The organism is Streptomyces sp. NPDC057424, from assembly GCF_042803315.1.
GTDB lineage: Bacteria > Actinomycetota > Actinomycetes > Streptomycetales > Streptomycetaceae > Streptomyces.
On the sequence record NZ_JBHVCP010000082.1, the window covers coordinates 1 to 25,512 of the forward strand.

At 71.0% G+C, this 25,512-nt stretch carries 25 protein-coding genes; 11 read left to right on the top strand and 14 right to left on the bottom strand.

Going from position 1 to position 25,512, the window contains the following annotated elements; all coding sequences use genetic code 11:
* Nucleotides 1-44 precede the first annotated feature (44 nt).
* Genes hisF through hisD form a run of 8 tightly spaced genes read right to left on the bottom strand, consistent with a single transcriptional unit; the run spans nucleotide 45 to nucleotide 5,779 of the window.
* Nucleotides 45-800 carry an imidazole glycerol phosphate synthase subunit HisF gene (hisF, locus tag ACFU3E_RS35630; protein ID WP_384168065.1) on the bottom strand — a complete coding sequence of 252 codons (756 nt, stop codon included), beginning with the start codon at nucleotides 798-800 and terminating at the stop codon, nucleotides 45-47.
* On the bottom strand, nucleotides 797-1,201 hold the full coding sequence (locus ACFU3E_RS35635) for a RidA family protein (RefSeq protein WP_384168068.1): 405 nt from the start codon (nucleotides 1,199-1,201) through the stop codon (nucleotides 797-799). The genes hisF and ACFU3E_RS35635 overlap by 4 nt, the downstream gene beginning before the upstream one ends.
* A complete protein-coding gene (gene priA, locus ACFU3E_RS35640; protein WP_384168071.1) occupies nucleotides 1,198-1,923 on the bottom strand; it encodes a bifunctional 1-(5-phosphoribosyl)-5-((5-phosphoribosylamino)methylideneamino)imidazole-4-carboxamide isomerase/phosphoribosylanthranilate isomerase PriA in 726 nt (241 codons plus the stop codon). Before priA ends, ACFU3E_RS35635 begins: the two co-directional genes overlap by 4 nt.
* Complete coding sequence (gene hisH, locus ACFU3E_RS35645) at nucleotides 1,920-2,561, bottom strand: imidazole glycerol phosphate synthase subunit HisH (RefSeq protein ID WP_384168127.1); 642 nt, start codon at nucleotides 2,559-2,561, stop codon at nucleotides 1,920-1,922. The genes priA and hisH overlap by 4 nt, the downstream gene beginning before the upstream one ends.
* A gap of 8 nt (nucleotides 2,562-2,569) precedes the next feature.
* Nucleotides 2,570-2,734, bottom strand: coding sequence for a hypothetical protein (locus ACFU3E_RS35650; RefSeq protein ID WP_384168073.1), 165 nt, complete (start codon nucleotides 2,732-2,734; stop codon nucleotides 2,570-2,572).
* Nucleotides 2,731-3,324, bottom strand: a complete 594-nt coding sequence (hisB, locus tag ACFU3E_RS35655) for an imidazoleglycerol-phosphate dehydratase HisB (protein ID WP_358783244.1) — start codon at nucleotides 3,322-3,324, stop codon at nucleotides 2,731-2,733. The genes ACFU3E_RS35650 and hisB overlap by 4 nt, the downstream gene beginning before the upstream one ends.
* Complete coding sequence (locus ACFU3E_RS35660; protein WP_384168077.1) at nucleotides 3,321-4,433, bottom strand: histidinol-phosphate transaminase; 1,113 nt, start codon at nucleotides 4,431-4,433, stop codon at nucleotides 3,321-3,323. The genes hisB and ACFU3E_RS35660 overlap by 4 nt, the downstream gene beginning before the upstream one ends.
* Nucleotides 4,430-5,779, bottom strand: a complete 1,350-nt coding sequence (gene hisD / locus ACFU3E_RS35665) for a histidinol dehydrogenase (RefSeq protein WP_384168080.1) — start codon at nucleotides 5,777-5,779, stop codon at nucleotides 4,430-4,432. The genes ACFU3E_RS35660 and hisD overlap by 4 nt, the downstream gene beginning before the upstream one ends.
* A 178-nt stretch (nucleotides 5,780-5,957) precedes the next feature.
* On the opposite strand from hisD, the gene ACFU3E_RS35670 reads away from it, so the two are divergent.
* The 4 genes from ACFU3E_RS35670 (at nucleotide 5,958) to ybaK (ending at nucleotide 9,951) form a co-directional block, all read left to right on the top strand.
* Complete coding sequence (locus ACFU3E_RS35670; protein WP_384168083.1) at nucleotides 5,958-7,535, top strand: oxidoreductase; 1,578 nt, start codon at nucleotides 5,958-5,960, stop codon at nucleotides 7,533-7,535.
* 121 nt (nucleotides 7,536-7,656) lie between these two features.
* The gene (locus tag ACFU3E_RS35675) at nucleotides 7,657-8,688 is read left to right on the top strand and encodes a hypothetical protein (RefSeq protein ID WP_384168130.1); all 1,032 of its coding nucleotides are present in this window, start codon (nucleotides 7,657-7,659) and stop codon (nucleotides 8,686-8,688) included.
* Between the two features lie 11 nt (nucleotides 8,689-8,699).
* Nucleotides 8,700-9,440: an LON peptidase substrate-binding domain-containing protein gene (locus tag ACFU3E_RS35680; RefSeq protein ID WP_384168086.1), complete on the top strand. Its 741-nt coding sequence runs from the start codon at nucleotides 8,700-8,702 to the stop codon at nucleotides 9,438-9,440.
* A 10-nt stretch (nucleotides 9,441-9,450) separates the two neighbouring features.
* Nucleotides 9,451-9,951, top strand: coding sequence for a Cys-tRNA(Pro) deacylase (gene ybaK, locus ACFU3E_RS35685; RefSeq protein ID WP_384168089.1), 501 nt, complete (start codon nucleotides 9,451-9,453; stop codon nucleotides 9,949-9,951).
* Here ybaK and ACFU3E_RS35690 read toward each other — a convergent pair.
* From ACFU3E_RS35690 to ACFU3E_RS35705, 4 genes are all read right to left on the bottom strand, one after another.
* Complete coding sequence (locus ACFU3E_RS35690) at nucleotides 9,938-10,636, bottom strand: AAA family ATPase (protein ID WP_384168092.1); 699 nt, start codon at nucleotides 10,634-10,636, stop codon at nucleotides 9,938-9,940. The two genes, ybaK and ACFU3E_RS35690, sit on opposite strands and share 14 nt — an antisense overlap.
* Before the next feature lie 56 nt (nucleotides 10,637-10,692).
* Nucleotides 10,693-11,514 (bottom strand): ABC transporter permease, encoded by an 822-nt coding sequence (locus ACFU3E_RS35695; RefSeq protein WP_384168095.1) that lies wholly within the window; start codon nucleotides 11,512-11,514, stop codon nucleotides 10,693-10,695.
* A gap of 103 nt (nucleotides 11,515-11,617) precedes the next feature.
* The gene (locus ACFU3E_RS35700; protein WP_384168098.1) at nucleotides 11,618-12,592 is read right to left on the bottom strand and encodes an ABC transporter ATP-binding protein; all 975 of its coding nucleotides are present in this window, start codon (nucleotides 12,590-12,592) and stop codon (nucleotides 11,618-11,620) included.
* 123 nt (nucleotides 12,593-12,715) lie between these two features.
* Nucleotides 12,716-13,927 (bottom strand): NYN domain-containing protein, encoded by a 1,212-nt coding sequence (locus ACFU3E_RS35705; RefSeq protein WP_384168101.1) that lies wholly within the window; start codon nucleotides 13,925-13,927, stop codon nucleotides 12,716-12,718.
* Nucleotides 13,928-14,148: 221 nt separating this feature from the next.
* Here ACFU3E_RS35705 and ACFU3E_RS35710 point away from each other — a divergent pair, with 221 nt between their 5' ends.
* Nucleotides 14,149-14,316 (top strand): hypothetical protein, encoded by a 168-nt coding sequence (locus ACFU3E_RS35710; protein ID WP_167455405.1) that lies wholly within the window; start codon nucleotides 14,149-14,151, stop codon nucleotides 14,314-14,316.
* A 91-nt stretch (nucleotides 14,317-14,407) separates the two neighbouring features.
* Here the strand turns inward: ACFU3E_RS35710 and dnaE are convergent, their stop codons facing one another.
* Entirely contained in the window at nucleotides 14,408-17,947 is a 3,540-nt protein-coding gene (dnaE, locus tag ACFU3E_RS35715; protein ID WP_384168104.1) for a DNA polymerase III subunit alpha, read from the bottom strand.
* A 268-nt stretch (nucleotides 17,948-18,215) separates the two neighbouring features.
* Here dnaE and ACFU3E_RS35720 point away from each other — a divergent pair, with 268 nt between their 5' ends.
* From ACFU3E_RS35720 to ACFU3E_RS35740, 5 genes are all read left to right on the top strand, one after another.
* Nucleotides 18,216-19,541, top strand: coding sequence for a DUF2252 domain-containing protein (locus ACFU3E_RS35720; protein ID WP_384168107.1), 1,326 nt, complete (start codon nucleotides 18,216-18,218; stop codon nucleotides 19,539-19,541).
* A 69-nt stretch (nucleotides 19,542-19,610) separates the two neighbouring features.
* Complete coding sequence (locus ACFU3E_RS35725) at nucleotides 19,611-20,306, top strand: hypothetical protein (RefSeq protein ID WP_384168110.1); 696 nt, start codon at nucleotides 19,611-19,613, stop codon at nucleotides 20,304-20,306.
* A 96-nt stretch (nucleotides 20,307-20,402) separates the two neighbouring features.
* On the top strand, nucleotides 20,403-21,251 hold the full coding sequence (locus tag ACFU3E_RS35730; protein WP_384168113.1) for a thioredoxin domain-containing protein: 849 nt from the start codon (nucleotides 20,403-20,405) through the stop codon (nucleotides 21,249-21,251).
* A gap of 220 nt (nucleotides 21,252-21,471) precedes the next feature.
* Nucleotides 21,472-21,864: a hypothetical protein gene (locus ACFU3E_RS35735; RefSeq protein WP_384168116.1), complete on the top strand. Its 393-nt coding sequence runs from the start codon at nucleotides 21,472-21,474 to the stop codon at nucleotides 21,862-21,864.
* Nucleotides 21,865-21,970: 106 nt separating this feature from the next.
* Nucleotides 21,971-23,641, top strand: a complete 1,671-nt coding sequence (locus ACFU3E_RS35740) for an alkaline phosphatase D family protein (protein WP_384168119.1) — start codon at nucleotides 21,971-21,973, stop codon at nucleotides 23,639-23,641.
* Nucleotides 23,642-23,652: 11 nt separating this feature from the next.
* Here the strand turns inward: ACFU3E_RS35740 and ACFU3E_RS35745 are convergent, their stop codons facing one another.
* The gene (locus ACFU3E_RS35745) at nucleotides 23,653-24,222 is read right to left on the bottom strand and encodes a dienelactone hydrolase family protein (RefSeq protein WP_384168121.1); all 570 of its coding nucleotides are present in this window, start codon (nucleotides 24,220-24,222) and stop codon (nucleotides 23,653-23,655) included.
* Between the two features lie 107 nt (nucleotides 24,223-24,329).
* Here ACFU3E_RS35745 and ACFU3E_RS35750 point away from each other — a divergent pair, with 107 nt between their 5' ends.
* Nucleotides 24,330-25,466 (top strand): mechanosensitive ion channel family protein, encoded by a 1,137-nt coding sequence (locus ACFU3E_RS35750; protein WP_384168124.1) that lies wholly within the window; start codon nucleotides 24,330-24,332, stop codon nucleotides 25,464-25,466.
* Nucleotides 25,467-25,512 lie beyond the last annotated feature (46 nt).

A 25,512-nucleotide genomic window follows, 5' to 3' on the forward strand; every position in this document is an offset into this window, starting at 1 on the left:
CCCCGGCCGCGTGACGCGGCCGGGGCTCCCGTCAGGCGGGGGTGTCACCGCACCGGGTGCCCCGCCTCCCGCAGCGTCTGCTTGACCTGGCCGATCCGCAGGTCGCCGAAGTGGAACACCGACGCCGCCAGTACCGCGTCCGCGCCCGCCCCGACGGCCGGCGGGAAGTCGGTGAGCCTGCCGGCGCCGCCCGAGGCGATGACCGGGACCGTGACGTGTCCCCGGACGGCCCGGATCATCTCCAGGTCGTAGCCGTCCTTGGTGCCGTCCGCGTCCATCGAGTTGAGCAGGATCTCGCCCGCGCCGAGTTCCGCGGCCCGGTGGGCCCACTCGACGGCGTCGATGCCGGTGCCGCGGCGGCCGCCGTGGGTGGTCACCTCGAACGAACCCGACTCCGTGCGGCGGGCGTCCACCGACAGGACCAGGACCTGGCGGCCGAAGCGCTCGGCGATCTCGCGGATCAGCTCGGGGCGGGCGATGGCCGCGGTGTTGACCCCGACCTTGTCCGCGCCCGCGCGCAGCAGCTTGTCCACGTCCTCGGCCGTGCGGACACCGCCGCCGACCGTGAGCGGGATGAACACCTGCTCGGCCGTGCGGCGCACCACGTCGTACGTGGTCTCGCGGTTGCCGGACGAGGCGGTGATGTCCAGGAACGTCAGCTCGTCGGCGCCCTCGGCGTCGTACACCTTGGCCATCTCGACGGGGTCGCCCGCGTCGCGCAGGTTCTGGAAGTTGACGCCCTTGACGACCCGGCCGTTGTCCACGTCCAGGCAGGGGATGACTCGGACCGCCAGGGTCATGAATCGTGCTCCTCTAGTGTCCCTCTGAATGCTTCCACTTCCACCGACACCAGGACCCGGGAGTCGATGAAGCCCTGCACGACGAGCAGGGTCGTGACGGGGCGTACGGCGTCGAACAGTTCCTTGTGGGCCCGGCCCACCGCGTCGACGTCCCGGGCGTGCGCCAGGTACACACGGGTGCGGAGCACGGACTCGGGTGCGAGCCCGAACTCGCCGATCGCCTCCAGGGCGGTGGTGAAGGCCACCTTGGCCTGCTCGTACGGGTCGCCGTCGCCGTAGAGCACATCGCCCTTGAAGGCGGTCGTGCCCGCGACCAGCACACGGTCGCCCGCCGCGACGGCTCGTGCAAAACCGAAGGACTCTTCCCAGGGACTTCCGCTCTGCACACGCCGCACGGTCATGACGACACAGCCTCCAAGGCCTCTTCCAGGGTGAACGCCTTCGCGTACAGCGCCTTCCCGACGATGGCGCCTTCGACACCGAGCGGGACGAGGCCGGCGATGGCCCGCAGGTCGTCGAGCGAGGAGACCCCGCCGGAGGCCACGACCGGGCGGTCGGTGGCGGCGCACACGTTGCGCAGCAGTTCCAGGTTCGGGCCCTGGAGCGTGCCGTCCTTGGCGATGTCGGTGACGACGTACCGCGCGCAGCCCTCCTTGTCGAGGCGCTCCAGCGTCTCGTAGAGGTCGCCGCCGTCGCGGGTCCAGCCGCGGCCGCGCAGGGTCGTGCCCCGGACGTCGAGTCCGACCGCGATCTGGTCGCCGTGCTCGGCGATGACCTTGGCGACCCACTCCGGGGTCTCCAGGGCGGCCGTGCCCAGGTTGACGCGCTTGCAGCCGGTCGCGAGGGCGGCGGCGAGGGTGTCGTCGTCGCGGATGCCGCCGGACAGCTCCACCTTGATGTCCATGGCCCGGGCGACCTCGGCGATCAGCTCGCGGTTGTTCCCGGTGCCGAACGCGGCGTCCAGGTCGACCAGGTGCAGCCACTCGGCGCCGGAGCGCTGCCAGGCGAGGGCGGCCTCCAGCGGGGAGCCGTACGAGGTCTCCGTGCCGGACTCGCCGTGGACCAGGCGGACGGCCTGGCCGTCACGGACGTCGACGGCGGGGAGGAGTTCGAGCTTGCTCACAGGGTTCCGATCCAGTTGGTGAGGAGCTGGGCTCCGGCGTCGCCGGACTTCTCGGGGTGGAACTGCGTGGCCCACAGGGCGCCGTTCTCGACGGCCGCGACGAACGGCTTGCCGTGCGTGGACCAGGTGACCTTGGGGGCTTCCAGCGTCGGGTTGTGCGTCTCCAGCGACCAGTCGTGGACGGCGTAGGAGTGCACGAAGTAGAAGCGGGCGTCCGGGTCGAGGCCGGCGAACAGCTGCGAACCGGGTGCCGCCTCGACGGTGTTCCAGCCCATGTGCGGCACGACGTCGGCCTGGAGCGGCTCGACCGAGCCGGGCCACTCGTCGAGGCCCTCGCTCTCCACGCCGTGCTCGATGCCGCGCGCGAAGAGGATCTGCATGCCGACGCAGATGCCCATCACCGGGCGGCCGCCGGACAGCCGGCGGTCGACGATCCAGTCGCCGCGCGCCTCGCGCAGGCCCGTCATGCAGGAGGCGAAGGCGCCGACGCCGGGCACCAGCAGGCCGTCGGCGTTCATGGCCTTGTCGTAGTCACGCGTGATCTCGACGTCGGCTCCCGCGCGCGCGAGGGCACGCTCGGCGGAACGGACGTTGCCGAAGCCGTAGTCGAAGACGACGACCTTCTTCCGCGTCTTCAGGGGATTGCTCAATTCCACACCTCCAGCCTCACGACACCGGCTGCCAGGCACATCGCGGCGCCGATCGACAGGAGCACGATGAGGCCCTTGGGCATCTGCTGCTTGACGAAGGAGTAGATCCCGCCGACGAGGAAGAGACCGACGACGATCAGCAGGGTCGAGGTGCCGTTCACAGGGCGCCCTTCGTGGACGGGAGGATGCCGGCCGCGCGCGGGTCGCGCTCGGACGCGTACCTCAGGGCCCGGGCGAGCGCCTTGAACTGGCACTCCACGATGTGGTGCGCGTTGCGCCCGTAGGGCACGTGCACGTGCAGCGCGATCTGCGCCTGGGCCACGAAGGACTCCAGGATGTGCCGGGTCATGGTGGTGTCGTACTCGCCGATCATCGGCGCCATCTTCTCGGGCTCGGTGTGCACGAGGTACGGGCGGCCGGACAGGTCGACGGTCACCTGGGCGAGGGACTCGTCCAGCGGGACCGTGCAGTTGCCGAAGCGGTAGATGCCCACCTTGTCGCCGAGGGCCTGCTTGAAGGCGGCGCCCAGGGCGAGGGCGGTGTCCTCGATGGTGTGGTGCGAGTCGATGTGCAGATCGCCCTCGGTCTTCACGGTCAGGTCGAACAGACCGTGCCGGCCGAGCTGGTCGAGCATGTGGTCGTAGAAGCCGACGCCGGTGGAGATCTCCGTCCTGCCGGTGCCGTCGAGGTCGATCTCGACGAGCACGGACGTCTCCTTGGTCGTCCGTTCCACGCGTCCTACGCGGCTCATAGCTCCTGCTCCTTCTTCAGTTCACGGACCGCGTCGAGGAACGCGTCGTTCTCTTCGGGGGTTCCGGCGGTGACCCGGAGCCAGCCGGGCACGCCGTTGTCCCGGACCAGGACGCCCCGGTCGAGGATCTTCTGCCAGGCCCGGTGGGAGTCCTCGAACCGGCCGAACTGCACGAAGTTCGCGTCCGACGCGGTCACCTCACAGCCGATCGCGAGCAGTTCGGTGACCAGGCGGTCCCGTTCGGTCTTGAGCTGCTCGACGTAGCCCAGCAGCGTGCCGGTGTGCTCCAGGGCGGCCAGGGCGGTCGCCTGGGTCACGGCCGACAGGTGGTAGGGCAGCCGGACCAGCTGGACGGCGTCCACGACGGCCGGGTGCGCCGCGAGGTAGCCCAGGCGCAGGCCCGCCGCGCCGAACGCCTTCGACATCGTGCGGGAGACGACTAGGTTCGGGCGGCCCGACAGCAGCGGCAGCAGTGAGTCGCCGTGGCTGAACTCGATGTACGCCTCGTCGACCACCACCATCGACGGCTTCGCCGCCTGCGCGGCCTCGTACAGCGCGAGGACCGTCTCGGGCGGCACGGCGGTGCCGGTGGGGTTGTTGGGGGTGGTGACGAAGACGACGTCCGGCTGGTTCTCGGCGATGGCCTGCTCGGCGGCGGCGAGGTCGATCGTGAAGTCCGCGTTGCGGGGACCGGAGATCCAGCCCGTGCCCGTGCCGCGCGCGATGAGGCCGTGCATCGAGTACGACGGTTCGAAGCCGATGGCCGTGCGGCCCGGTCCGCCGAAAGTCTGCAGCAGCTGCTGGATGACTTCGTTGGAGCCGTTGGCCGCCCAGACGTTGGCCACGCCGACCTCGTGGCCGGAGGTGTCGGTGAGGTACTTCGCCAGCTGCGTGCGCAGCTCGACCGCGTCCCGGTCCGGGTAGCGGTTGAGGTTGCGGGCCGCCTCACGCACCCGCTCGGCGATCCGCTCGACGAGCGGCTCGGGCAGCGGGTAGGGGTTCTCGTTGGTGTTCAGCCGTACGGGGACGTCCAGCTGGGGCGCGCCGTAGGGGGACTTGCCGCGCAGCTCGTCCCGTACGGGCAGATCGTCGATACGTACGTCGCTCACTTGCTCTCGGGCACCTTCCAGCCGCGCGTCCACTGTTCGGCTCCGCCAAAACGTGCCTTGATCGCCGCGCCGTGCGCGGGCAGGTCCTCCGCCTCCGCCAGCGTCACCACGTGGTGCGCGACCTCGGCCAGCGCGTCCTGCGTGTAGTCGACGATGTGGATGCCGCGCAGGAAGGACTGGACGGACAGGCCCGAGGAGTGGCAGGCGCAGCCACCGGTGGGCAGGACGTGGTTGGAGCCGGCCGCGTAGTCGCCGAGGGAGACCGGGGCCCAGGGGCCGATGAAGATCGCTCCGGCGTTCCTGACGCGGTCGGCCACGGCGGTGGCGTCGGCCGTCTGGATCTCCAGGTGCTCGGCGCCGTACGCGTCGACCACCGTGAGGCCCTCGTCGACACCGTCGACCAGCACGATCGCGGACTGCCTGCCGGACAGGGCCGGGACGATCCGGTCGTCGACGTGCTTGGTGGCCGCGACCTGCGACTCCAGCTCCTTCTCCACCGCGTCGGCGAGCTCGGCGGAGTCCGTGACCAGGACGGCGGCGGCCAGCGGGTCGTGCTCGGCCTGGCTGATCAGGTCGGATGCGACGTGCACCGGGTCGGCCGTGTCGTCGGCGAGGACCGCGATCTCGGTCGGGCCGGCCTCGGCGTCGATGCCGATCCTGCCGGTGAAGTAGCGCTTGGCTGCGGCGACCCAGATGTTGCCGGGGCCGGTGACCATGTTCGCGGGCGCGCAGGACTCGGTGCCGTAGGCGAACATCGCGACGGCCGTGGCACCGCCGGCCGCGTACACCTCGTCGACGCCGAGCAGCGCGCAGGCGGCGAGGATCGTCGGGTGCGGCAGGCCGCCGAAGTCGGCCTGGGCGGGAGAGGCGAGCGCGACGGACCCGACGCCGGCCTCCTGCGCGGGCACCACGTTCATGATCACGGAGGACGGATACACGGACCGGCCGCCGGGGGCGTAGAGCCCGACGCGCTCGACCGGCACCCACTTCTCGGTCACGGTGCCGCCGGGGACGACCTGGATGGTGTGCGTCTCACGGCGCTGCTCGCGGTGGACGATCCGGGCGCGGCGGATGGACTCCTCCAGGGCCGCGCGCACGGCCGGGTCGAGCTCCTCCAGCGCGCGGGTGAGCGCGGCGGCCGGCACCCGTACCTGGTCGAGCCGGACCCCGTCGAACCGCTCGGCCGCGTCGATCAGCGCCGCGTCGCCCCGATGATGCACGTCCTCGCAGATCGGACGCACCTTCTCGAGGGCGGCCGCTACGTCGAAGTCGGCTCGGGGCAGTAGGTCGCGCAGGGCGGGGCCCTCGGGAAGGGCGTCGCCGCGCAGATCGATTCGGGAGATCACGTGCTCAATTCTCTCAGACCCGGGTGAGGCGCCGTTCGCGCGTATCAATGGCTGATACAGAACGCCGCAGGAACCCGGAAGATCACCTTCACGTCTTGCGTTCGGGGCGTCACGCAACGGGCATGAACTGGTGTACGAGGCAAGTGACCCGCGAGTACCTGGGGAGGAAGGAAGAGCTGTGACCGAGGGGGCCGGCGTCCGTGCCGGGGATCTGCCCGACGACCTGACCGCGGCCGAGGCCGGCATGTGGCAGGCCTTCCGCAACGGCACCGTGTACGACCTGAGCAGCGGCGACGCAGTGGTGGACGATCCGCACGGCGGCCACCCCTGGGGCGGGGAGCGGACCGTACGGGCCCGGATCGTGTGCTGGCTGCTCCTCGACGGCCCGCCCGCCCTGGCCGGCCGTGTGTCGTCGCTGAAGCTGACCGGCGTGCAGGTCAGCGGCTCGCTGGACCTCGCGGGCGGCACGGTGGTGCCGTATGTCGAGATGCGCCGCTGCCGGTTCGAGCAGGACGTACTGCTGCCGGAGGCCCGTTTCACCACCCTGCGGATGGTGGACTGCTCGGTGCCCCGGCTGGAGGCGGCCCGGGTGCACACCGAGGGTGATCTGCACCTGCCGCGCTGCCGCTTCCACCACGGCATCCGGCTCACGGACGCGCAGATCGGCACGGACCTGATGCTCAACCAGGCGATCGTGCACCGGGACCGCAGCGGCCGGTCGATCGCCGCGGACGGCATGACCGTCGGCCAGGACTTACAGGCGGAGCTGCTGGAGTCGCACGGCGAGCTGAGCCTGCGCGCCGCCACCATCGGCGTGTCCCTGAGCCTGCGCGGGGCCCGTCTGTCCAACCCCTTCGAGCGGCTGGCGCTGAACGCCCCGCAGCTGACCGTCGAGCGCAGTCTGTATCTCACCCCGGCGGGGGTCGGCGCCCAGGCGATGAGCGGGATGACGCCGGCGCAGGGGACCCGCATCCAGCGCTTCGCGTGCGAGGGCGGGATCCGGCTGGACGACGGGCGGTTCGGCGACGCCGCCGACTTCGAGCGGGCCCGGTTCACCCTCACCGACGACCAGGAGCTGTCGCTGCGCCGGGTGCAGACGCCGGAGCTGCGGTTCCTCGGGGAGCAGCCGCTGCGCGGGCGGGTGGTGCTGTCCGGGGCGAAGGTCATCAACCTGATGGACCGGGCGGACGCCTGGCCGGGCCCGGGACGACTGCACATGGGCGGTTTCGCCTACGAGAACCTGGTGCCGCGCGGGCCGTTCCCGCTGGCCGAGCGGCTGGGCTGGGTGGCCGCGGCGACCGCCGAGTACAACCCGGAGCCGTACGAGCGGCTCGCGGCCGTCCTGCGGGCCTGCGGCGAGGACGAGGACGCCCGCGAGGTGCTGCTCGCCAAGCAGCGCCGGCATCGCGAGAACCTGCCGATGGCGGCCAAGCTGTGGGGCTATCTGCAGGACTGGACGGTCGCCTACGGATACCGGCCGGGCCGGGCCGCGGTGTGGATGGCGGCGCTGTGGGCGGCGGGCTCCCTCGCCTTCGCGCGGGCCGGGCACCCGCCGATGAAGCGGGGCGAGCACCCCGAGTGGAACCCGGCACTGTTCACGCTCGATCTGCTGCTGCCGGTCATCGACCTGGGCCAGGTGGGCTTCTGGCAGCTGCGCGGGGGCTGGCAGTGGCTGGCGACGGCGATGATCCTGCTGGGCTGGATCCTGGCGACGACGGTGGCGGCGGGGGCGACCCGGCTGCTGCGGCGCAACTGATGGTGCTGGTGTGACCACAGTTATTGAACTGTCACGGTTTTACGTTCTCTTGACCATCGGAAGTACAACTTTCCGCAGGTTCCATGAACAGTCTGGCGCCGCCATGACCAGCCGACTTTCAATGGTCGGCACCATGGCAATGCAGCTCCCGTTCCTCCGCCCCGGCCGGATGGCAAGGACCGTCCCCCGCCTCGTCGGCGAGCCGTGCTCCGACGACGAGGTGCTGCTCGACGCGCCCGACGCCCGGCTGAGTCCGGCGCTGGTCGCCGCCGCCCGTGGCGACCACGGACCTGCCGCCGCGCTGCTCCTGGCGACCCGCGTGGCTTCCGAGTGGGAGCGGCGCGACCGGTACGTGACCCGGCTGGCCGCCTTCGCGCGCTCGCGGCCCGAGTGGCTGGACGCCTGGCTCGCCACCGCTCCGCAGGACCCCGACGCGCTGCTGGTCGGGGCCCAGCTGGCGGTGGACCGCGCGTGGCAGTCACCGGCCCGGGCCGAGCTGCTGCGCGAGGTGAGCCCGCTGATCACGGCCGCGGCCCGGGGCGACCAGCGGGACCCGGTGCCCTGGCGGCTCGCGCTCGACCACGCCCGGGGCGCACAGGCCGGGCACACGTACTTCGAGGAACTGTGGGCGGCGGCCGTACGCCGTGCCCCGCACCACTACGGCTGCCATGTGGCGGCCCTGCGCTACCTGGCCACCTCCTGGCACGGTTCGCACCACGAGTGCTTCGACTTCGCCGACCGGGCCGCGCAGGACGCTCCCGCCGGCGCTCTCGTCCAGGCCCTGCCGCTGCGGGCGGCCTTCGGCTACCTCACCGACGACTGCGGGCCCGAGGTGCCGCGCGAGCGGCTGGACGCGGCCGCCGACCGGGCGATCGCGCTGTCCCCGCGGCTGCCGACGGCCGACCCCTGGCCGGCCCGGATGCGGAACCTGCTGGTCTTCGTCCTGGTGTGCCTGGAGCGCTGGCCGGACGCCACCGAGCAGCTGCGCCTGAACGGCCCGTACGCCACTTCTTTCCCCTGGGACCAGGTGTCGGACGACCCGCTCGGCCACTTCCTGCGGGTACGCGAGGACATCCGGTCCGCGGCGGGCGGGGACCCGTCCGGGCATCCACGGAGTGAACGGGGCGGACGAGTCCGTCCCGGCGCCCATTAGGCTTTTGCGTCGTGACCACCGTCCGGCTCCCCCTCTTCCCCCTGAACTCGGTGCTGTTCCCGGGGCTCGTGCTCCCGCTCAACGTCTTCGAGGAGCGGTATCGCGCCATGATGCGCGAGCTGCTGAAGACGCCCGAGGACGAGTCGCGCCGGTTCGCCGTCGTGGCGATCCGCGACGGCCACGAGGTGGCCCCGACCGCACCCGGCATGCCTGACCCGACGGCCCTGCCCGAGCGGGGACCGGCGGCCGGTTTCGGCACGGACCCGGCCAAGGCGTTCCACAAGGTGGGCTGCATCGCGGACGCGGCGACGATCCGGGAGCGCGCCGACGGCTCCTTCGAGGTGCTGGCGACCGGCACCACCCGGGTGAAGCTGCTGTCCGTCGAGGCGTCCGGGCCCTTCCTGACGGCCGAGCTGGAGCCGCTGGAGGAGGAACCGGGCGACGAGGCCGCCCCGTTGGCCGAGGGGGTGCTGCGGTCCTTCCGCCAGTACCAGAAGCGGCTGGCCGGGGCGCGGGAACGGTCCCTGGCGACGGGGGCCGAGCTGCCGGACGAGCCGGGCGTGGTGTCGTACCTCGTGGCGGCCGCGATGATGCTGGACACCCCGTCCAAGCAGCGCCTGCTCCAGGCGCCCGACACGGCGTCCCGCCTGCGCGACGAGCTGAAACTCCTTCGCTCCGAGACGGCGATCATCCGTAGTCTGCCGTCGTTGCCGGCGTCGGAACTGACGCGCGGCCCGATGAGCCTCAACTGAGCGGATCGGCATGGCGAAGAAGACGAAGAAGCAGCAACAGAGCGGCGGCACCCCCGCGACGGTTGCCCTCACGGCGGCGGGCGCGACGTACACGGTCCACTCCTACGACCACGACCCCGCGCACCCCTCCTACGGCGAGGAGGCGGCCGAGGCCACGGGCGTCTCCCCGGACCGCGTGTTCAAGACCCTGGTCGCGGACGTCGACGGCACCCTCACGGTCGCGGTGGTCCCGGTGGCGGGCCAACTGGACCTCAAGGCCCTGGCAGCGGCCGTGGGCGGCAAGCGCGCGACGATGGCCGACCCGGCCCTGGCGGAACGCACGACGGGATACGTCCGGGGCGGCATCTCGCCCCTGGGCCAGCGCAAGAAGCTGCCCACGGTCCTCGACGCCTCGGCTTCGGCGCACGCGACGATCTACGTGTCGGCGGGCAGGAGGGGCCTGGAGGTGGAGCTCGCTCCGGAGGACCTGCGGAAGCTGACCGAGGCGGTCCTGGCGCCTATCGGCCGTTAGCGGCAGCGGACCCCTGGTACGGCCCGGGCGCGAGCTCCGGCTCCGGATCCCGGGGTCCGAACAGCGCCATGAGCCCGAGATGCAGCACCAGCGCGGCGAGCGGCCAGGCCAGCAGCGCCCCCTTCGCGCCGAGCTTCAACGGCGCGGTGAACGTCACGCCCCGCCCGACTTCCCGGGCCTGCGCGATCACGTCCTCGGTGGGCCCGAGCCACACCCCGATCCGCCAGGCGAGCAACGACCCGAGCAGCCCTCCGAGGGCCAGCCCGACCACCAGCGGCACACCTCCGCGCCGCCGCAGCAGGAAGACGATCAGCGCGCTGACGGCACCGAAGCCCAGTGCGAGCAGCGTGAACGTGCCGTCGACACCGATGGCCTGCTCCCCCTCGGTGTCCTTGAGGTAGACGACCCAGTTCTTCTCCACCACGTCGCCGACCAGCGGCACGTGCGGCGCGAGCCACCACCACAGCACTCCGAGCAGCACCCCGCCGAGCGCCACGGCCACCGCGATCACGCCGGCTTCCCGCAGTTCCGTCTTCATCCCGGGGCCGTCCTGTCCGTACCAGCCGTGCCCGGCGTACTCGGCGTGCTGGGCTCCGGGGGCCGCGGGCCCGGCGGCCGGCGGCTGCCACGAACCCTGTGCGGAGTGTTCATGCGGCGGCGGTGGCGGAGTCAGTGGTGCGGTCACCCTGCCATCGTGCCAGGCCCGCTCGTGTGCCGCGTCACCGGACGACCGCTCCGCGCTCAACGGACGGCCGCCCGGCGGTACGCCCAGGTCGCCACGGCCAGCGAGACGACGCCCACGACCCCGCACACGGCGAGGTCACCGAGCACGAAGGCCCAGTCGGGGCGCGGTCCGAACGTCCGCGCGAAAGCCTCCACGCCATACGTCGACGGCAGCAGGTCCCGCGTGAAGCGCACGACCTCCGGCATCCGGTCCGCCGGCAGCACGCCCAGCAGCAGCGCCGCCGACATGCCCAGCTGCCCGAGCAGCGTGGCCAGTTCCGGCCGGGGCGCGAGCAGCCCCAGCGCCGCACCGAGCCCGGCCAGCGCGGCGCCCGCGAGCGGGATCACGGCCATGAGGATCCACAGATGGGCCATCGGCAGCCCGAACAGCACACAGCCGAACACCGCGGTCACGACGGTCCCGGGCACGGTGAACGACGCGTAGGCGCCTGCCGCGCCCAGCACCACGGCCGCCGGAGGCACCGGCAGCGTCGCGTAGTGGTCGAGCCCGCCGCTGGCCCGCAGCTGCCCGAAGTACTGCGCGAGCAGGTTCAGCGCGACGAAGGCGACCACCAGGACCGACGACCCGGCGACGACGGCCTGGGCCTCCGCACCGTCGTCCACGACCCCGCGCATCAGGATCATGATCCCGATCGACTGGAAGGTCGCCACGAACAGCAGCGGGATCCGCGCCACCCTCGCCCGGGACAGCTGGGCCCGGTACACGGCCGCCAGCGACGGCCACAGCCGCGCCCGAGGTCCGAGCTCGGCCGCGCACGCGGCGGGCTCCTCCATGGCCAGGGCACTGCCCGGCAGGACATCGGCGGGTACGACACTCACGTCGCGCTGCTTCCCTTCGCTCGGGTCCACTGCGGCAGTCGCCTGTTCGGTACGTATACGGCGGCCGGTGTGCTCACGGTCCGCGCGCCCGGAGCCCTCGTGCTCACGCCTTCACCAGCCCCTGCTGCACGGCACCGCCGAGGGCGAGGTAGACGTCCTCCAGGCTCGGCGTGGCCAGGGTGAAGTCGTCCAGGGCGGCGAAGGCGGCCCCACCGGTGACGGTCGCGACGACCGCCCGGGCCTCCTCGGGACCGAGCCGCAGCGTCCAGCGGCGGCCCGCCTCCACGACGCGGTCCTTCAGCGCGGCCACCTCGGGCACGTGCAGCGGAGCCGCGTCCCGCCACACCAGGTCGACACGCACCTCACCGGCGACCTGTTCCTTCAGCCCGGTGGGGGTGTCGCAGGCGATCACCCGCCCCCGGTCGAGGACGGCCACCCGGTCCAGCACCGTCTCGGCCTCGATGACGTTGTGGGTGACGAGCAGCACGGTCGTCCCGCGCTCGGCCCGGCGCCGGTCGACGGCGGACCACACGGCCCGGCGCGCCACCGGGTCCATGCCGGTGGTCGGCTCGTCGAGCACGAGCAGCGGCCGCTCCCCCACCAGGGCCGCGGCGAAGCACGCCAGGCGCCGCTGGCCCCCGGAGAGCTTCTTCAGCGGCCGGCCGGCGAGCGGTGCGAGCCCCAGCTCGTCGAGGACGGCGTCCCGCTCGGCCCGCGCCTGCCGTACGTCCAGACCGCGCAGCCGCCCGGTGGTCTCGGCGGCGAGGGACACGGTCAGTTCGTCGAGGGCGGTCGACTCCTGCCCGAGGTAGGCGAGGAGCCGCGCGGCCCGCTCGGGGTGGCGCACGATGTCGTGCCCGAGGATCTCCACACCGCCGCGGTCGGGCCGCATCAGCCCGGTGAGCTGCCGCACGAGGGTGGACTTGCCGGCGCCGTTCGGACCGAGCAGGCCGAAGATCTCGCCGCGGCGGATGTCCAGCGTCACGTCGTCCGTGGCCCGGACCTCGGGTGTTGCGGGGGTGCCGCGCCGGCCCTTGACCGCCGGATAGGTCTTGGTCAGCCCGCGCACCGCGCACACGACGTCACCATCGTGCCGAAATGCCTGTGCCGCGCGCGTACTCACAAGGGACGAGACTACGGGGTCGGCGGCCCCGGTCCGCTCTCGGGTCGGCCCCCGCCGGGAAATCCGCCGGCAGGGAACTCAGTCGTCCAGGGGTGGGTGCTCCACGCCCGTCCGCACGCTGATCTCCCGCCAGAAGCCGGCCCGGATGGCGTACCGGTCCCGCTCGTCGATCTGGTCGTCCTTGTGGGCGAGCAGGCCGAAACGGGCGGCGTAGCGCAGCAGCTCCCCGTCGACGCGGTGCGGGACGCGAGGGTACATCCCGGACAGTTTCTGCAGGTGGCTCTGGTCGCCGAGGCGCTCGACCCAGCGCCGGGCGAAGACCTGCCCCACCTCGTAGGGGTCGCCGCCGACCGTGGTGATGTCCTCCTCGCGGTCGGCCCAGCGCTGCTCCGCCGTGGTCAGCTGGGCGAGCGTCGGCATCGAGGCGGCCTCGGGGGGCTCGGCCGTGGGCCGGTCGACCCAGCCCTTGTCGGAGGACCACCGGAGGGTGGCGGAGGCGGGGTGCTGGGCGGGCTGGGGACCGGGGGCGCGCAGGGCGGCCAGGTCTTTGGGCGTGGGGACCCCTTTGGGCGCGGCCGCCCGCTCCTCGGTGCCGTTCTGCCCGGGGCCGGCCGCCGGGTGCCGGGGTTGCGGGGCGGGCCGTTCGGTCGCGGTGCCGAGCGCGGACTCGGGCAGCGGCGCGGAGAGGATCGCGGCGATCTCGGGCCGGGGCGCGGGCTGCGGCGCGCACACCCCGGTGTAGTCCTTGGCGCGGACGGCCTTGGTGATCCACGTGCGGTCCAGGACGCGCCGCTCGTCGGCCTCGGCGACCAGGTCCTCGGACTGGTTGTAGTCGCCGTCGGCGGCCTGGACGGCCCACAGGTGGACGGCGACGCCGTGCTCCTTGGCGGCCATCATGCCGGGCAGCAGATCGCCGTCGCCGGTGACGAGGACGACGTCGGAGCAGGCGCGGTTGCGGGCCAGTTCGGTGAGCTCGGCGTGCATCGCGGCGTCCACGCCCTTCTGCGCCCAGCGGCCGTCGCTGCGGGTCAGGGCGCCGAGCCGGACGGTGACCCGGGGCATCACGCGCAGCCTGCGGTGCTCGGGTTGCGGAACGCGGTCGGGGGCGCCGTCGAACCAGTAGATGCGCAGCAGCGGCTGCTGTGTGTCGGACTCGGCACGTTCTCGCAGCCCCTGGATGAGGGCGGTGTGGTCGACGGTGATGCGGGACCGCGAGGGCTCCCCGGCGAGGAGACTCGCCGCGGCTCCCAGCAGATACCCAGCGTCCACCAGGACGATGCAGCGGTCCACGCGACTCACCCTCTTCCCAGGAGGTTTGCTTCGGGCTTGCTTCGAGTCTGCCCGACGGCGCGGAGGTTAACGGCCGGAACTCGATCTTCGGCGTGGCGTTTCGGGGCGTGTCGCTCCGACCACCCCTGTCACGCACGGTAATTGTCCGACATGCGATCGTTGTCGGCCTGTGTGAATCTGGTCCCGGCCCTGGCCCCTAGTCCCCCACAGGAGGCACCACCATGGCCAAGAACAAGAACCGTGACCGTAAGCAGCAGCGTCCCACCGAGCGTGGCCAGCGGGCGGACCGCAGCCCCGCCTCGCAGACGGAGCCCCAGACCGAGGTCGAGGTGACCCCCGGCGAGATGGCCCCGTCCGGCAAGCGAAAGCGCAGTTTCGGCCACAACTGACATCTGCGTGACGGGTTGTTGAGCCCACGCACATGCACGAGGGGCGTACCCGCAACCGGGTACGCCCCTCGAGCGCATCGAGATCCCTGCGTCACCCGGCCAGGCAGGACGGTCCGAGCAGCACCTTCAGGTCACCGAAGAGCGCCGGGTCCGGCTTCACCCGGTGCCGGTCCAGCCGCAGCACGGTCGTCTTGGTCGGCCCCTGGAGCTTGATCCGGACCTCGCTGTCGCCCTTGTGGTGACTGAGGACCTCGCCGAGGCGGCTCACCAGCGGCGGAGTGACCCGGGTGGCCGGGATGGTGAGGACCACGGGCGCGTTGGTGCCCGCGTTGGACAGGTCCGGGACCATCAGCTCCATCGCGACGAGCCGCGGGATGTCCTCGCGCTTGTCGAGGCGGCCCTTGACGAACACCACGGCGTCCTCGACGAGTTGGGTCGACACGAGCTGGTAGGTCGCGGGGAAGAACATGCACTCGATGGAGCCGGCGAGGTCCTCGACGGTGGCGATGGCCCAGGCGTTGCCCTGCTTGGTCATCTTGCGCTGCAGGCCCGAGATGATGCCGCCGATGGTGACGACCGCGCCGTCGGAGTGCTCGCCTCCGGTCAGCTGGGAGATGCCCGCGTCGGCCTTGTCGGACAGGATGTGCTCCAGGCCGAACAGCGGGTGGTCGGAGACGTACAGACCGAGCATCTCCCGCTCCTGGGCGAGGAGATAGGTCTTGTCCCACTCGTCGGGGGAGAACTCCACGTCGAGGCCGAAGCCCGGCTCGCTGGTCTCGGCCTCGCCCATGCCGCCGAAGAGGTCGAACTGCCCCTCGGCCTCCTTGCGCTTGACCGCGACCACGTTGTCGATCATCGGCTCGTAGTGCGCGGTGAGGCCCTTGCGGGTGTGGCCCATGGCATCGAAGGCGCCGGCCTTGATCAGCGATTCGGTGGTGCGCTTGTTGCAGACCACCGCCTCCACCTTGTCGAGGTAGTCCGGGAAGGAGACGTACTTCCCCTTGGACTTGCGGCACCTGATGATCGACTCGACCACGTTCGTACCGACGTTGCGGACGGCGGAGAGGCCGAAGAGGATCACGTCGTCGCCCTGGGCGGCGAAGTTCGACATCGACTCGTTGACGTCCGGCGGGAGCACCTTGATGCCCATGCGGCGGCACTCGTTGAGGTAGACGGCCGACTTGTCCTTGTCGTCCTTCACGGACGTGAGCAGCGCGGCCATGTACTCGGCGGGGTGGTTCGCCTTGAGGTACGCCGTCCAGTAGGAGACGAGTCCGTACGCGGCGGAGTGGGCCTTGTTGAACGCGTATCCGGCGAAGGGGACCAGCACGTCCCACAGCGCCTGGATGGCCTCGTCGCTGAAGCCCTTCTTGCGGGCGCCCTCCTGGAAGAGGACGAAGTTCTTCGCCAGTTCCTCGGGCTTCTTCTTGCCCATCACGCGGCGGAGGATGTCGGCCTCGCCGAGCGAGTACCCGGCGATGATCTGGGCGGCCTTCTGCACCTGCTCCTGGTAGACGATCAGGCCGTGGGTGACGTCCAGGACCTCCCTGAGCGGCTCCTCCAGCTCGGGGTGGATGGGCGTGATCTCCTGCTGGCCGTTCTTGCGCAGCGCGTAGTTCGTGTGGGAGTTCATGCCCATGGGGCCCGGGCGGTACAGGGCCGACACGGCGGAGATGTCTTCGAAGTTGTCCGGCTTCATCAGCCGGAGCAGGGAGCGCATGGGGCCGCCGTCGAACTGGAAGACGCCGAGGGTGTCGCCGCGCTGGAGCAGTTCGAAGGTCGTGGGGTCGTCGAGCGGGAGGCTCAGGAGGTCGATGTCGACCCCCTTGTTGGACTTCACCATCTTGACGGCGTCGTCCATGATCGTCAGGTTGCGCAGGCCCAGGAAGTCCATCTTCAGCAGGCCGAGCGACTCGCAGCTCGGGTAGTCCCACTGGGTGATGGTGACCTTGTCCGTGTGCCGGACCCAGACGGGCACGTGGTCCGTGATGGTCTCGCTGGACATGATCACACCGGCGGCGTGCACGCCCATCTGCCGGACCAGGCCCTCGACGCCCTTGGCGGTGTCGATGACCTTCTTCACGTCCGGCTCGTTCTCGTACATCGCCCGGATCTCGCCCGCCTCGGAGTAGCGGGGGTGCTCGGGGTTGGTGATGCCGTCGAGGTTGATGCCCTTGCCGAGGACGTCGGCGGGCATGGCCTTGGTGAGGCGGTCGCCCATGGCGTACGGGTAGCCCAGCACGCGCGCGGAGTCCTTGATCGCGTTCTTGGCCTTGATGGTGCCGTACGTGCCGATCATGGCGACCTTGTCGGCGCCGTACTTCTCCGTCACGTACCGGATCACCTCGACGCGCCGGCGCTCGTCGAAGTCGATGTCGACATCGGGCATGGAGATGCGCTCGGGGTTGAGGAACCGCTCGAAGATCAGGCCGTGCGGGATGGGGTCGAGGTCGGTGATGCCGAGGGCGTAGGCGACGATCGAGCCGGCCGCGGAGCCGCGGCCGGGGCCGACCGCGATGCCCTGCTTCTTGGCCCACATGATGAAGTCGGCGACCACGAGGAAGTAGCCCGGGAAGCCCATCGAGATGATGGTGTCCATCTCGTACTCGACCTGCTTCATGCGGTCGTCCGGGATGCCGTCCGGGAAGCGGCGGTGCATGCCGCGCAGGGTCTCCTCGCGGAACCAGCTGACCTCCGTGTACCCCTCCGGGATGTCGAACTTCGGCATCAGGTCACGCTTCTCGAACATGCCCGTGGTGTCGACCATCTCGGCGATCAGGCGGGTGTTGGCGCAGCCCTCCTGCCAGGCGTCCGAGGAGTCGATGGCGTACATCTCGTCCGTGGACTTCAGGTAGTAGCCGGTGCCGTCGAACCGGAAGCGATCGGGGTCGGAGAGGTTCTTGCCGGTCTGGATGCACAGCAGGGCGTCGTGGGCGACCGACTCGTGCGCGTACGTGTAGTGCGAGTCGTTGGTGACCAGCGGGGGGATGCCGAGCTTCTTGCCGATCTCCAGCAGGCCGTCGCGGACCCGGTGCTCGATCTCGATGCCGTGGTCCATCAGCTCCAGGAAGTAGCGGTCCTTGCCGAAGATGTCCTGGTAGTCGGCGGCGGCCTTCAGCGCCTCGTCGAAGTGGCCGAGGCGCAGCCGGGTCTGGACCTCGCCGGAGGGGCAGCCGGTGGAGGCGACGATCCCCTCGGACCACTGGGCGATGGTCTCCTTGTCCATCCGGGGCCACTTCTGGAGCCAACCCTCGGCGTAGGCGTCGGAGGACAGCCGGAAGAGGTTGTGCAGGCCGGTCGAGTTCACCGCCCACATCGTCTTGTGGGTGTAACCACCGGAACCGGAGACGTCGTCCCGCTTCTGGTGCGGCTGGCCCCACTGGATCTTGCGCTTGTTGCGCCGGGACTCGGGGGCGACGTAGGCCTCGATCCCGATGATCGGGGTCACTCCGGACTTCTGGGCGGTGTGGAAGAAGTCGTACGCGCCGTGGAGGTTGCCGTGGTCGGACATGGCGATGTGCGTCATGCCCATCTCGTTGCACGCGTTGAACATGTCCTTCAGCCGCGCGGCACCGTCCAGCAGCGAGTACTGGGTGTGGACGTGCAGGTGCGTGAACGGCGGCTTCGACATGCGGCGGCCTCCAGGGCGTGTCTGCGGCGCGAAGCGCCTCGTCGAGGGGTGGGGTCGGGGGACGGGTGGGCGTACGGCGAACTGGGGCCCGGCAGGCTGCGGACAGTCTGGGGGGACAGCGTCGAAGTCTATGCCTCGGCACTGACACCCGGAGGGCTGACCCGCGTACCTTCGTGCGAGGGTTCGCGGGCACTCCCGTGGACCGCCGCACGTTAGGCAGGGGGCGGACCAGCCGCCCCGAACCGCATGCACCAGGAGGCACCCAGCGATGTCGTTCCCGCAGCTCGACGACGAGCACCGCGGTGAGGAGATCCTCGCCGTCTTCGACACCGCCTTCGGCCGGCTGCTGGCCGCCGACCCCGCCGCGTTCCGCGTGAAGTTCCGGAAGATGGCGGCCTCGGCCTTCGCCTTCTACCGGGGAACGGCGTGCCTCTTCTACCGCGACATGAACGAGGAGAAGCGGGGCGGCCCCTACCTGGACGAGCGCACCTCGCGCGTGTGGATCCACGGCGACCTGCACGCGGAGAACTTCGGCACGTACATGGACGCCAACGGCCGCCTGATCTTCAACGTCAACGACTTCGACGAGGCCTACGTCGGCCCCTTCACCTGGGACCTGAAGCGCTTCGCCGCCTCCATCGCCCTCATCGGGTACGCGAAGGCGCTCAGCGACGAGCAGATCTCCGAGCTGGTGACGATCTACGCGGTCGCGTACCGCGAGCGGATCCACGCCCTGGCGACCGGCGCGAAGAGCGACGAGGTGCCGCCGTTCACGCTGGACACCGCGCAGGGCCCACTGCTGGACGCGCTGCGTGACGCCCGCTCGCTGACCCGCTTCGGCCTGCTGGAGTCGATGACGGAGATCCGCGACTTCGAGCGCCGCTTCGCCCCCGGCGGCGGCTCCGTCGAGCTGGACGCGGCCACGCGCTACAAGGTCCTCGCCGCCTTCGACGGCTATCTGGAGACGTTGCCGGACGCGTCCCTGGCCCGCCCCGACTCGTACCGGGTGAAGGACGTGGTCGGCCGCCGCGGCATCGGCATCGGATCGGCCGGGCTGCCGTCGTACAACATCCTCCTGGAGGGCCACACCGACGCTCTGGAGAACGATGTGGTGATCTACATCAAGCAGGCCCAGACCCCTGCGGTCTCCCGGCACGTCACGGACCAGGCGCTGCGCGACTACTTCCAGCACGAGGGGCACCGCACGGTCATCTCCCAGCGGGCCCTCCAGGCGCATGCCGACCCGTGGCTGGGCTGGACCGAGCTGGACGGCGCGGGCCAGCTGGTCGCCGAGGTCTCGCCGTACGCGGTGGACCTCGACTGGGGCGACATCGACGACCCGGAGGAGATCGCCCAGGTGGTGGCCGACCTCGGCCGGGCGACGGCCACGATGCACTCGGCGGCGGACGACCAGTCCGGCGAATCCCTGGTGCCGTTCTCCACGGAGCGGGCCATCGACGCGGCGATCGCGGCCGACGAGGAGGGCTTCGCCCCCCTCCTGGTCGACTTCGCGCACGGCTACGGCGCCCGCGCGCGGGCCGATCACCAGACCTTCGTGGACCTGTTCCGCAACGGCCGGATTCCGGGTCTGTGACGGAAGCGGCTCGCACAGGCATCCTTTAGGGGTCCCTTACGGGCCCCCATGACAGACTCTTCTTTCGCTATGGACATATCCGGGACCCAGCTCAGAACCGTACGCGCGGCGCTGTTCACGGCAGTGGTCGTGACGCTCAGCACCGCGTCGCACGTGCTGCTGTCCGGGGCCCCGCTGCCACTGAGCACGGTGGCCGCGGTCGCCGCCGCCGTGTTCGCGATCGCGTTCGCCCTGGCGGGCCGTGAGCGTTCCTTCGGCAGGATCGCGGCCCTGCTGATCCCGCTGGAGCTGGCCGCCGACACCGTGTTCACCACCGGGCAGCACGCCTGTTACGGCCGGGCGGGCGGCCCGGTCACCGGTCCCCTGCGCTCGGTCGGCCTGGACGTGCTCTGCGGCGGTGGCGAGGTCGGCACGCCTCTGGCCCGGATGGCCGGGGCCACCGGGCCGGACTGGTTCACGGCCGTGATCGCGCAAGCCGACCCGGCCACCGCCTGGCTGCTGCTCGGTGCGCACATCGGCGTCGGCCTCGCCGCCGCCGCCTGGCTGCGCCGTGGTGAGCGTGCCCTGGCCCAGCTGCTGCGAGCGGTGACGGCGACCACCTTCCGGCCGCTGCTGCTGGCGGTCGCCGCGGTGACGGTGGGGCGGGCCCCGGCCGGGCTCCGGCTGCCGTCGCACGCCGCTGACCGCACGCCCACCGCCCGCGACCTCGTCCTCGCCTACTCCCTGGGACGGCGCGGACCGCCGTGCTCCCCCGCCTTCACCTGAGGCACGCGCCGTCACACACGGCACCTGTGAGCGCGAGCAGTCCCCCTTACACATTCCGCACACGATGTGTGCGCGTCCCCGACGGAGAACATCACCATGAGCAAGCGGAACAGCCAGGCGGCGAAGACGGCGGCACGTGAGCGGCTGCGCGTCGAGCGCGAGCGTGAGGCGAAGCGGGCGAAGGCCAAGCGGCAGATCATCGTCGCCGCCTCCATCGTCGGCGTCCTGGCGATAGCCGGCGGCATCGGCTACGCGATCGTCCAGGCCAACAAGCCGGGCCACTGGGAGGCCGCGCTGGACGAGAAGGTCGTCGCACCGGCCAACACCACAGGCGAGAACGGCACGACCGTCATCATCGGCAAGAGCAGCGCGAAGAAGACCCTGAAGCTGTACGAGGACCCGCGTTGCCCGGTCTGCGCCTCGTTCGAGCAGACCGTCGGCTCCACCGTCAAGAAGGACTACGACGAAGGCAAGTACAAGATCCAGTTCATCGGCGGGACGTTCCTCGACGGCGACACGGACAAGGACGGAAAGCTGGAGGTCGGCTCTCAGGGCGAGGGCTCCAAGAACGCGATGAGCGCCCTCGGCGCCGCGCTGAACGTCAGCCCTGAGGCATTCCTTGAGTACAAGGAGGCGCTCTACTCGGCGAAATACCACCCCCAGGAGTCCGACGACAAGTTCAAGAGCGACGAGTACCTGATCGAGGTAGCCGACTCGGTCGACGCCCTGAAGAACAACGCGAAGTTCCAGAACGCCGTCGAGAACGGCACGTACGACGCGTGGGCCCTGGCGATGTCGCGGACGTTCCAGACGAACAAGGACGACGTCAGCGGTACCCCGAGCCTCGTCATGGACGGCAAGAAGCTCACCGGCGCGGACGGCAAGAACGCCCCGATGACCGTGGCCGAGTTCAACACCGCGATCGAGGCCGCCCTCAAGGGCTAGCAGGACTCCGACAGGCCATGTGCGCCCAGCCGCTGCGGCGCGCACATGGCCTGCCCCGGGGCACTGGTCGCGTCGCCACCGCACCGGCGGTGGTCAGCGCCCCCCTTCGGAAACGATCTTGACGCCCCCTCAATACGTGGCATATACATGTCACATAAGTGATCTTCCTCGGTGACCGGACGAGGGGGAAGCTTTCTCGATGACCAGACGAGGGGGAAGTATGAAGATTCGCGCGAAGTCCCTGAGCGGCGCACTCATCGCCGGAGCAGCCGCCGCCATGTTCGCGGCCGGCCCCGCGGTCGCGGGCACGGACGTGTACGTCGACACGACGGACCCGTTCAACAGCGCCGCCGCCGGCTTCAAGGCGGAGGGCGAGATATTCACCGTCTGCGACAACCGCGCCGACGGCAAGCGAGCCAGCGGCCACATCGGCTGGCTCAGCCCGAAGGCCTCCTACTGGGTGCCGCTCGAGGACACCAACGGCGCCAACAACTCGTGCGCACGCAAGAACCTGGACATCGCGGAGGGCACCACGGTGACGGTCGAGATCTGCGTCAAGGACGGCGCGAACGGGGACCCCAAGTCCTGCGCCATCAAGCGAGGCAAGGCGTAGGCGCATCGCCGGCCCCTCGATGACTGATGGGCCACGCAGCAAAGGGTGGGCGAACTTTCGCCGGTTCGCCCACCCTTGCTCATACCGGCCAGTAACCTGATCGGTCGTGACCAGTCGATACAGATCATCGAATACGTCGGAGGGCCTCAACTCCCTCACCCCGCGCCGCCGTACGGTCGTCAAGGCCGCGGCGGCGACCGCTGTCCTGGCCGGCCCGCTGGCGGCGACCCTGCCCGCGCGCGCCGCCGACCAGGCACCCGCCTTCCTGCACGGCGTCGCCTCCGGGGATCCGCTGCCGGACGGCATCCTGCTGTGGACCCGTGTCACCCCGGTACCGGAGGCGATACCCGGCTCCGGAACCGGCCCGGACACCGAGGTGAGCTGGGTCGTCGCCAGGGACAAGGCGTTCGCCACCGTCGTCGCCAAGGGCTCCACCACCGCGAGCGCCGCCTCCGACCACACCGTGAAGGCCGACATCCGCGGCCTCGAGCCGGGCACCGACTACTGGTTCCGCTTCTCCGCCGGCGGCAGCGACTCCCCCGCCGCACGCACCCGTACCGCCCCGGCGAACGACGCGGCCGTCACGGGCCTCCGCTTCGGCGTGGTCTCCTGCGCCAACTGGGAGGCCGGCTACTTCTCCCCGTACCGCCACCTCGCGGCCCGCGGCGACCTGGACGCCTGGCTGCACCTCGGCGACTACATCTACGAGTACGGCACCGGTGAGTACGGCACCCGCGACAAGGTCGTCCGCCCGCACGCCCCGGCCCACGAGATCGTCACCCTCGCCGACTACCGCATCCGGCACGCGCGGTACAAGACCGACCCGGACCTCCAGGCGCTGCACGCCGCGGCCCCGGTCGTCGCGATCTGGGACGACCACGAGTTCGCCAACGACGCCTGGTCGGGCGGCGCGGAGAACCACACGGAGGGCGCGGAAAGTGCCTGGTCCGCCCGTCAGGCCGCCGCGAAGCAGGCCTACTTCGAGTGGATGCCGGTGCGCCCGGCGATCACCGGCACCACCTACCGCCGGCTGCGCTTCGGCAAGCTGGCCGACCTGTCGCTGCTGGACCTGCGCTCCTTCCGCTCGCAGCAGGTCGAGGTCGGCAACGGCGAGGTCGACGACCCGGACCGCACGCTCACCGGCCGTGCCCAGCTGGACTGGCTCAAGGCGGGGCTGAAGTCGTCCGACACCACCTGGCGGCTGGTCGGCAACTCGGTGATGATCTCGCCGTTCGCCGTCGGCTCGCTCTCCGCCGACCTGCTGAAGCCCCTCGCCAAGCTGCTGGGTCTGCCGCAGGAGGGCCTCGCCCTCAACACCGACCAGTGGGACGGCTACACCGACGACCGCCGCGAGATCCTGGCGCATCTGCGGACCAACGCGATCCGCAACACGGTCTTCCTCACCGGCGACATCCACATGGCCTGGGCCAACGACGTGCCGGTGAACGCCGGCACGTATCCGCTGTCCCCGTCGGCCGCCACGGAGTTCGTCGTCACGTCGGTCACCTCCGACAACCTCGACGACATCGTCAAGGTCCCTCAGGGCACGGTCTCCGCGGTCGCCTCGCCGGTCATCCGCGCCGCCAACCGCCATGTCCACTGGGTCGACACCGACCGGCACGGCTTCGGCGTCCTGGACGTCACGGCCGAGCGTGCGCAGATGGACTACTACGTCATCTCCGACCGTACGAAGCGCGACGCCACGGCCAAGTGGTCCCGCTCGTACCGCACCCGCAGCGGCACGCAGAAGGTCGAGCGCGCCTACGACCCGGTCTGAAGCCGGCCCCCTCAGAGGGTGTCGAGGAAGCCGAGTGCCACCCGCCAGGTGGCCTCGGCGGCCTCCTCGTCGTAGTCCGGCAGGCCGGGGTCGGTGTAGAGGTGGCCGGCCCCGGCGTACCGGTACACCTCGACGTCGGCGCCGGTGCGGCCCATCTGGAGGTACCAGGCGCTGAGCCAGTCGTCCGTCTCGAAGGGGTCCGGCTCCGCCACGTGCAGCTGGACCGGCAGGTCCTGAGCCGTGACGTCCGGCGCGATGTCCGACGTGCCGTGCAGGAGCAGCAGGCCGCGCGCCTTGTCGTCGCCGAGGGCGAGGGTCTGGGCGATGGAGGCGCCGAGCGAGAAGCCGGCGTACACCAGCCCGCGCTCGGAGTAGGGAGCGGCGGCCAGTACGGCCCGCTTCAGCAGCTCCTCCCTGCCGGTCTTCTCCTCGTGTTCCGTGCCCTCCTCGACCGACTCGAACGTGCGTCCCTCGAAGAGGTCGGGCGTCCACACCTCGTGTCCGGCCGACCGCAGCCGGTCAGCGGCCTGGAGCACCGCGGGCCGCAGCCCATGGGTCGAGTGAAAGAGCATGATGTTCATGAGGCCATGGTGCCAGCCGGGTGTGACGGGCCGGGATCTCGGCACTACCCATGACGCAATGGAAGTCACATGTTCATGCCCCCCGTGAGCCGGTTAGGTTCGGTGGCATGGAGAACCTGCTACGACCGCTGATCGTGGTCGGTGGCTCGGTCGTGCTCACGCTGGTGATCGGCTGGGCCACCGACTTCCTGCTGCGCAAGGCCGACGCACGGCACCACGAGACCCCTCTGTGGGGTCTGCTCCGCCGTGGCCGCATCCCGTACATGATCGTCCTCTTCGCGGCCCTGCTGAGAGGGTCCTACGACGAGGCGGACCTGCTGGAGAGCCGCGCCGACAGCGTCGGCCGGACGCTGACCCTGGTGTTGATCGGCTCGGCCGCCTGGCTGGTCATCCGCATCGCGGCGGCGATCGTCGAGACCTCCTACAGCCGGTACGCCAACGCCCGGGCCCACCGCGATCCGGCCAGGGTCCGCCGGGTGCGCACCCAGGTGACATTGATCATGCGGGTGGTGTCCGCGGTCGTCGGCGTGGTGGCCGCGGCGAGCATGCTGCTGACGTTCCCGGCGTTCCGGGCGGCTGGGGCCTCGCTGCTGGCCTCGGCCGGCATCCTCGGCATCGTCGCCGGTGTCGCCGCCCAGTCCACGCTGAGCAACATGTTCGCGGGGTTCCAGATCGCCTTCGGCGACATGGTGCGCATCGGGGACACGGTGGTGGTCGACGGCGAGTGGGGCACGGTCGAGGAGATCACCCTGACGTTCCTCACCGTCCACACCTGGGACGAGCGCCGCATCACCATGCCGGTGTCGTACTTCACGTCCAAGCCGTTCGAGAACTGGTCGCGCGGCACCCCGCAGATGACCGGCATCGTCTTCTGGCACCTCGACCACGCGGCTCCCCTGGACGCGATGCGCGACAAGCTCCGCGACATCCTGCGCGAGTGCCCGGCCTGGGACGGCCGCGCCTACAACCTGTCCGTCACGGACACCACCCCGAACACCATGCAGGTGCGGGCCCTGGTGACGGCCAAGGACGCGGACGACATCTGGACGGTGCGGGTCACGGTCCGCGAGCAGATGATCGGCTGGCTGGCCGACGAGCACCCGTACGCCCTGCCCAGGGTCAACACGGCGGACGCGGTCCTGCCGCCGTCCTTCGACGGCAACGGCCACCGCCCCTCCCCCGAGGCCATACCGGCCCAGCAGCGCCGGTACCACGGCAACGGCTCGGGACGGCCCGAGCGCTGACGACAGCACGCACGACAGGAGGGCTGCCCGCGGCGCGGGCAGCCCT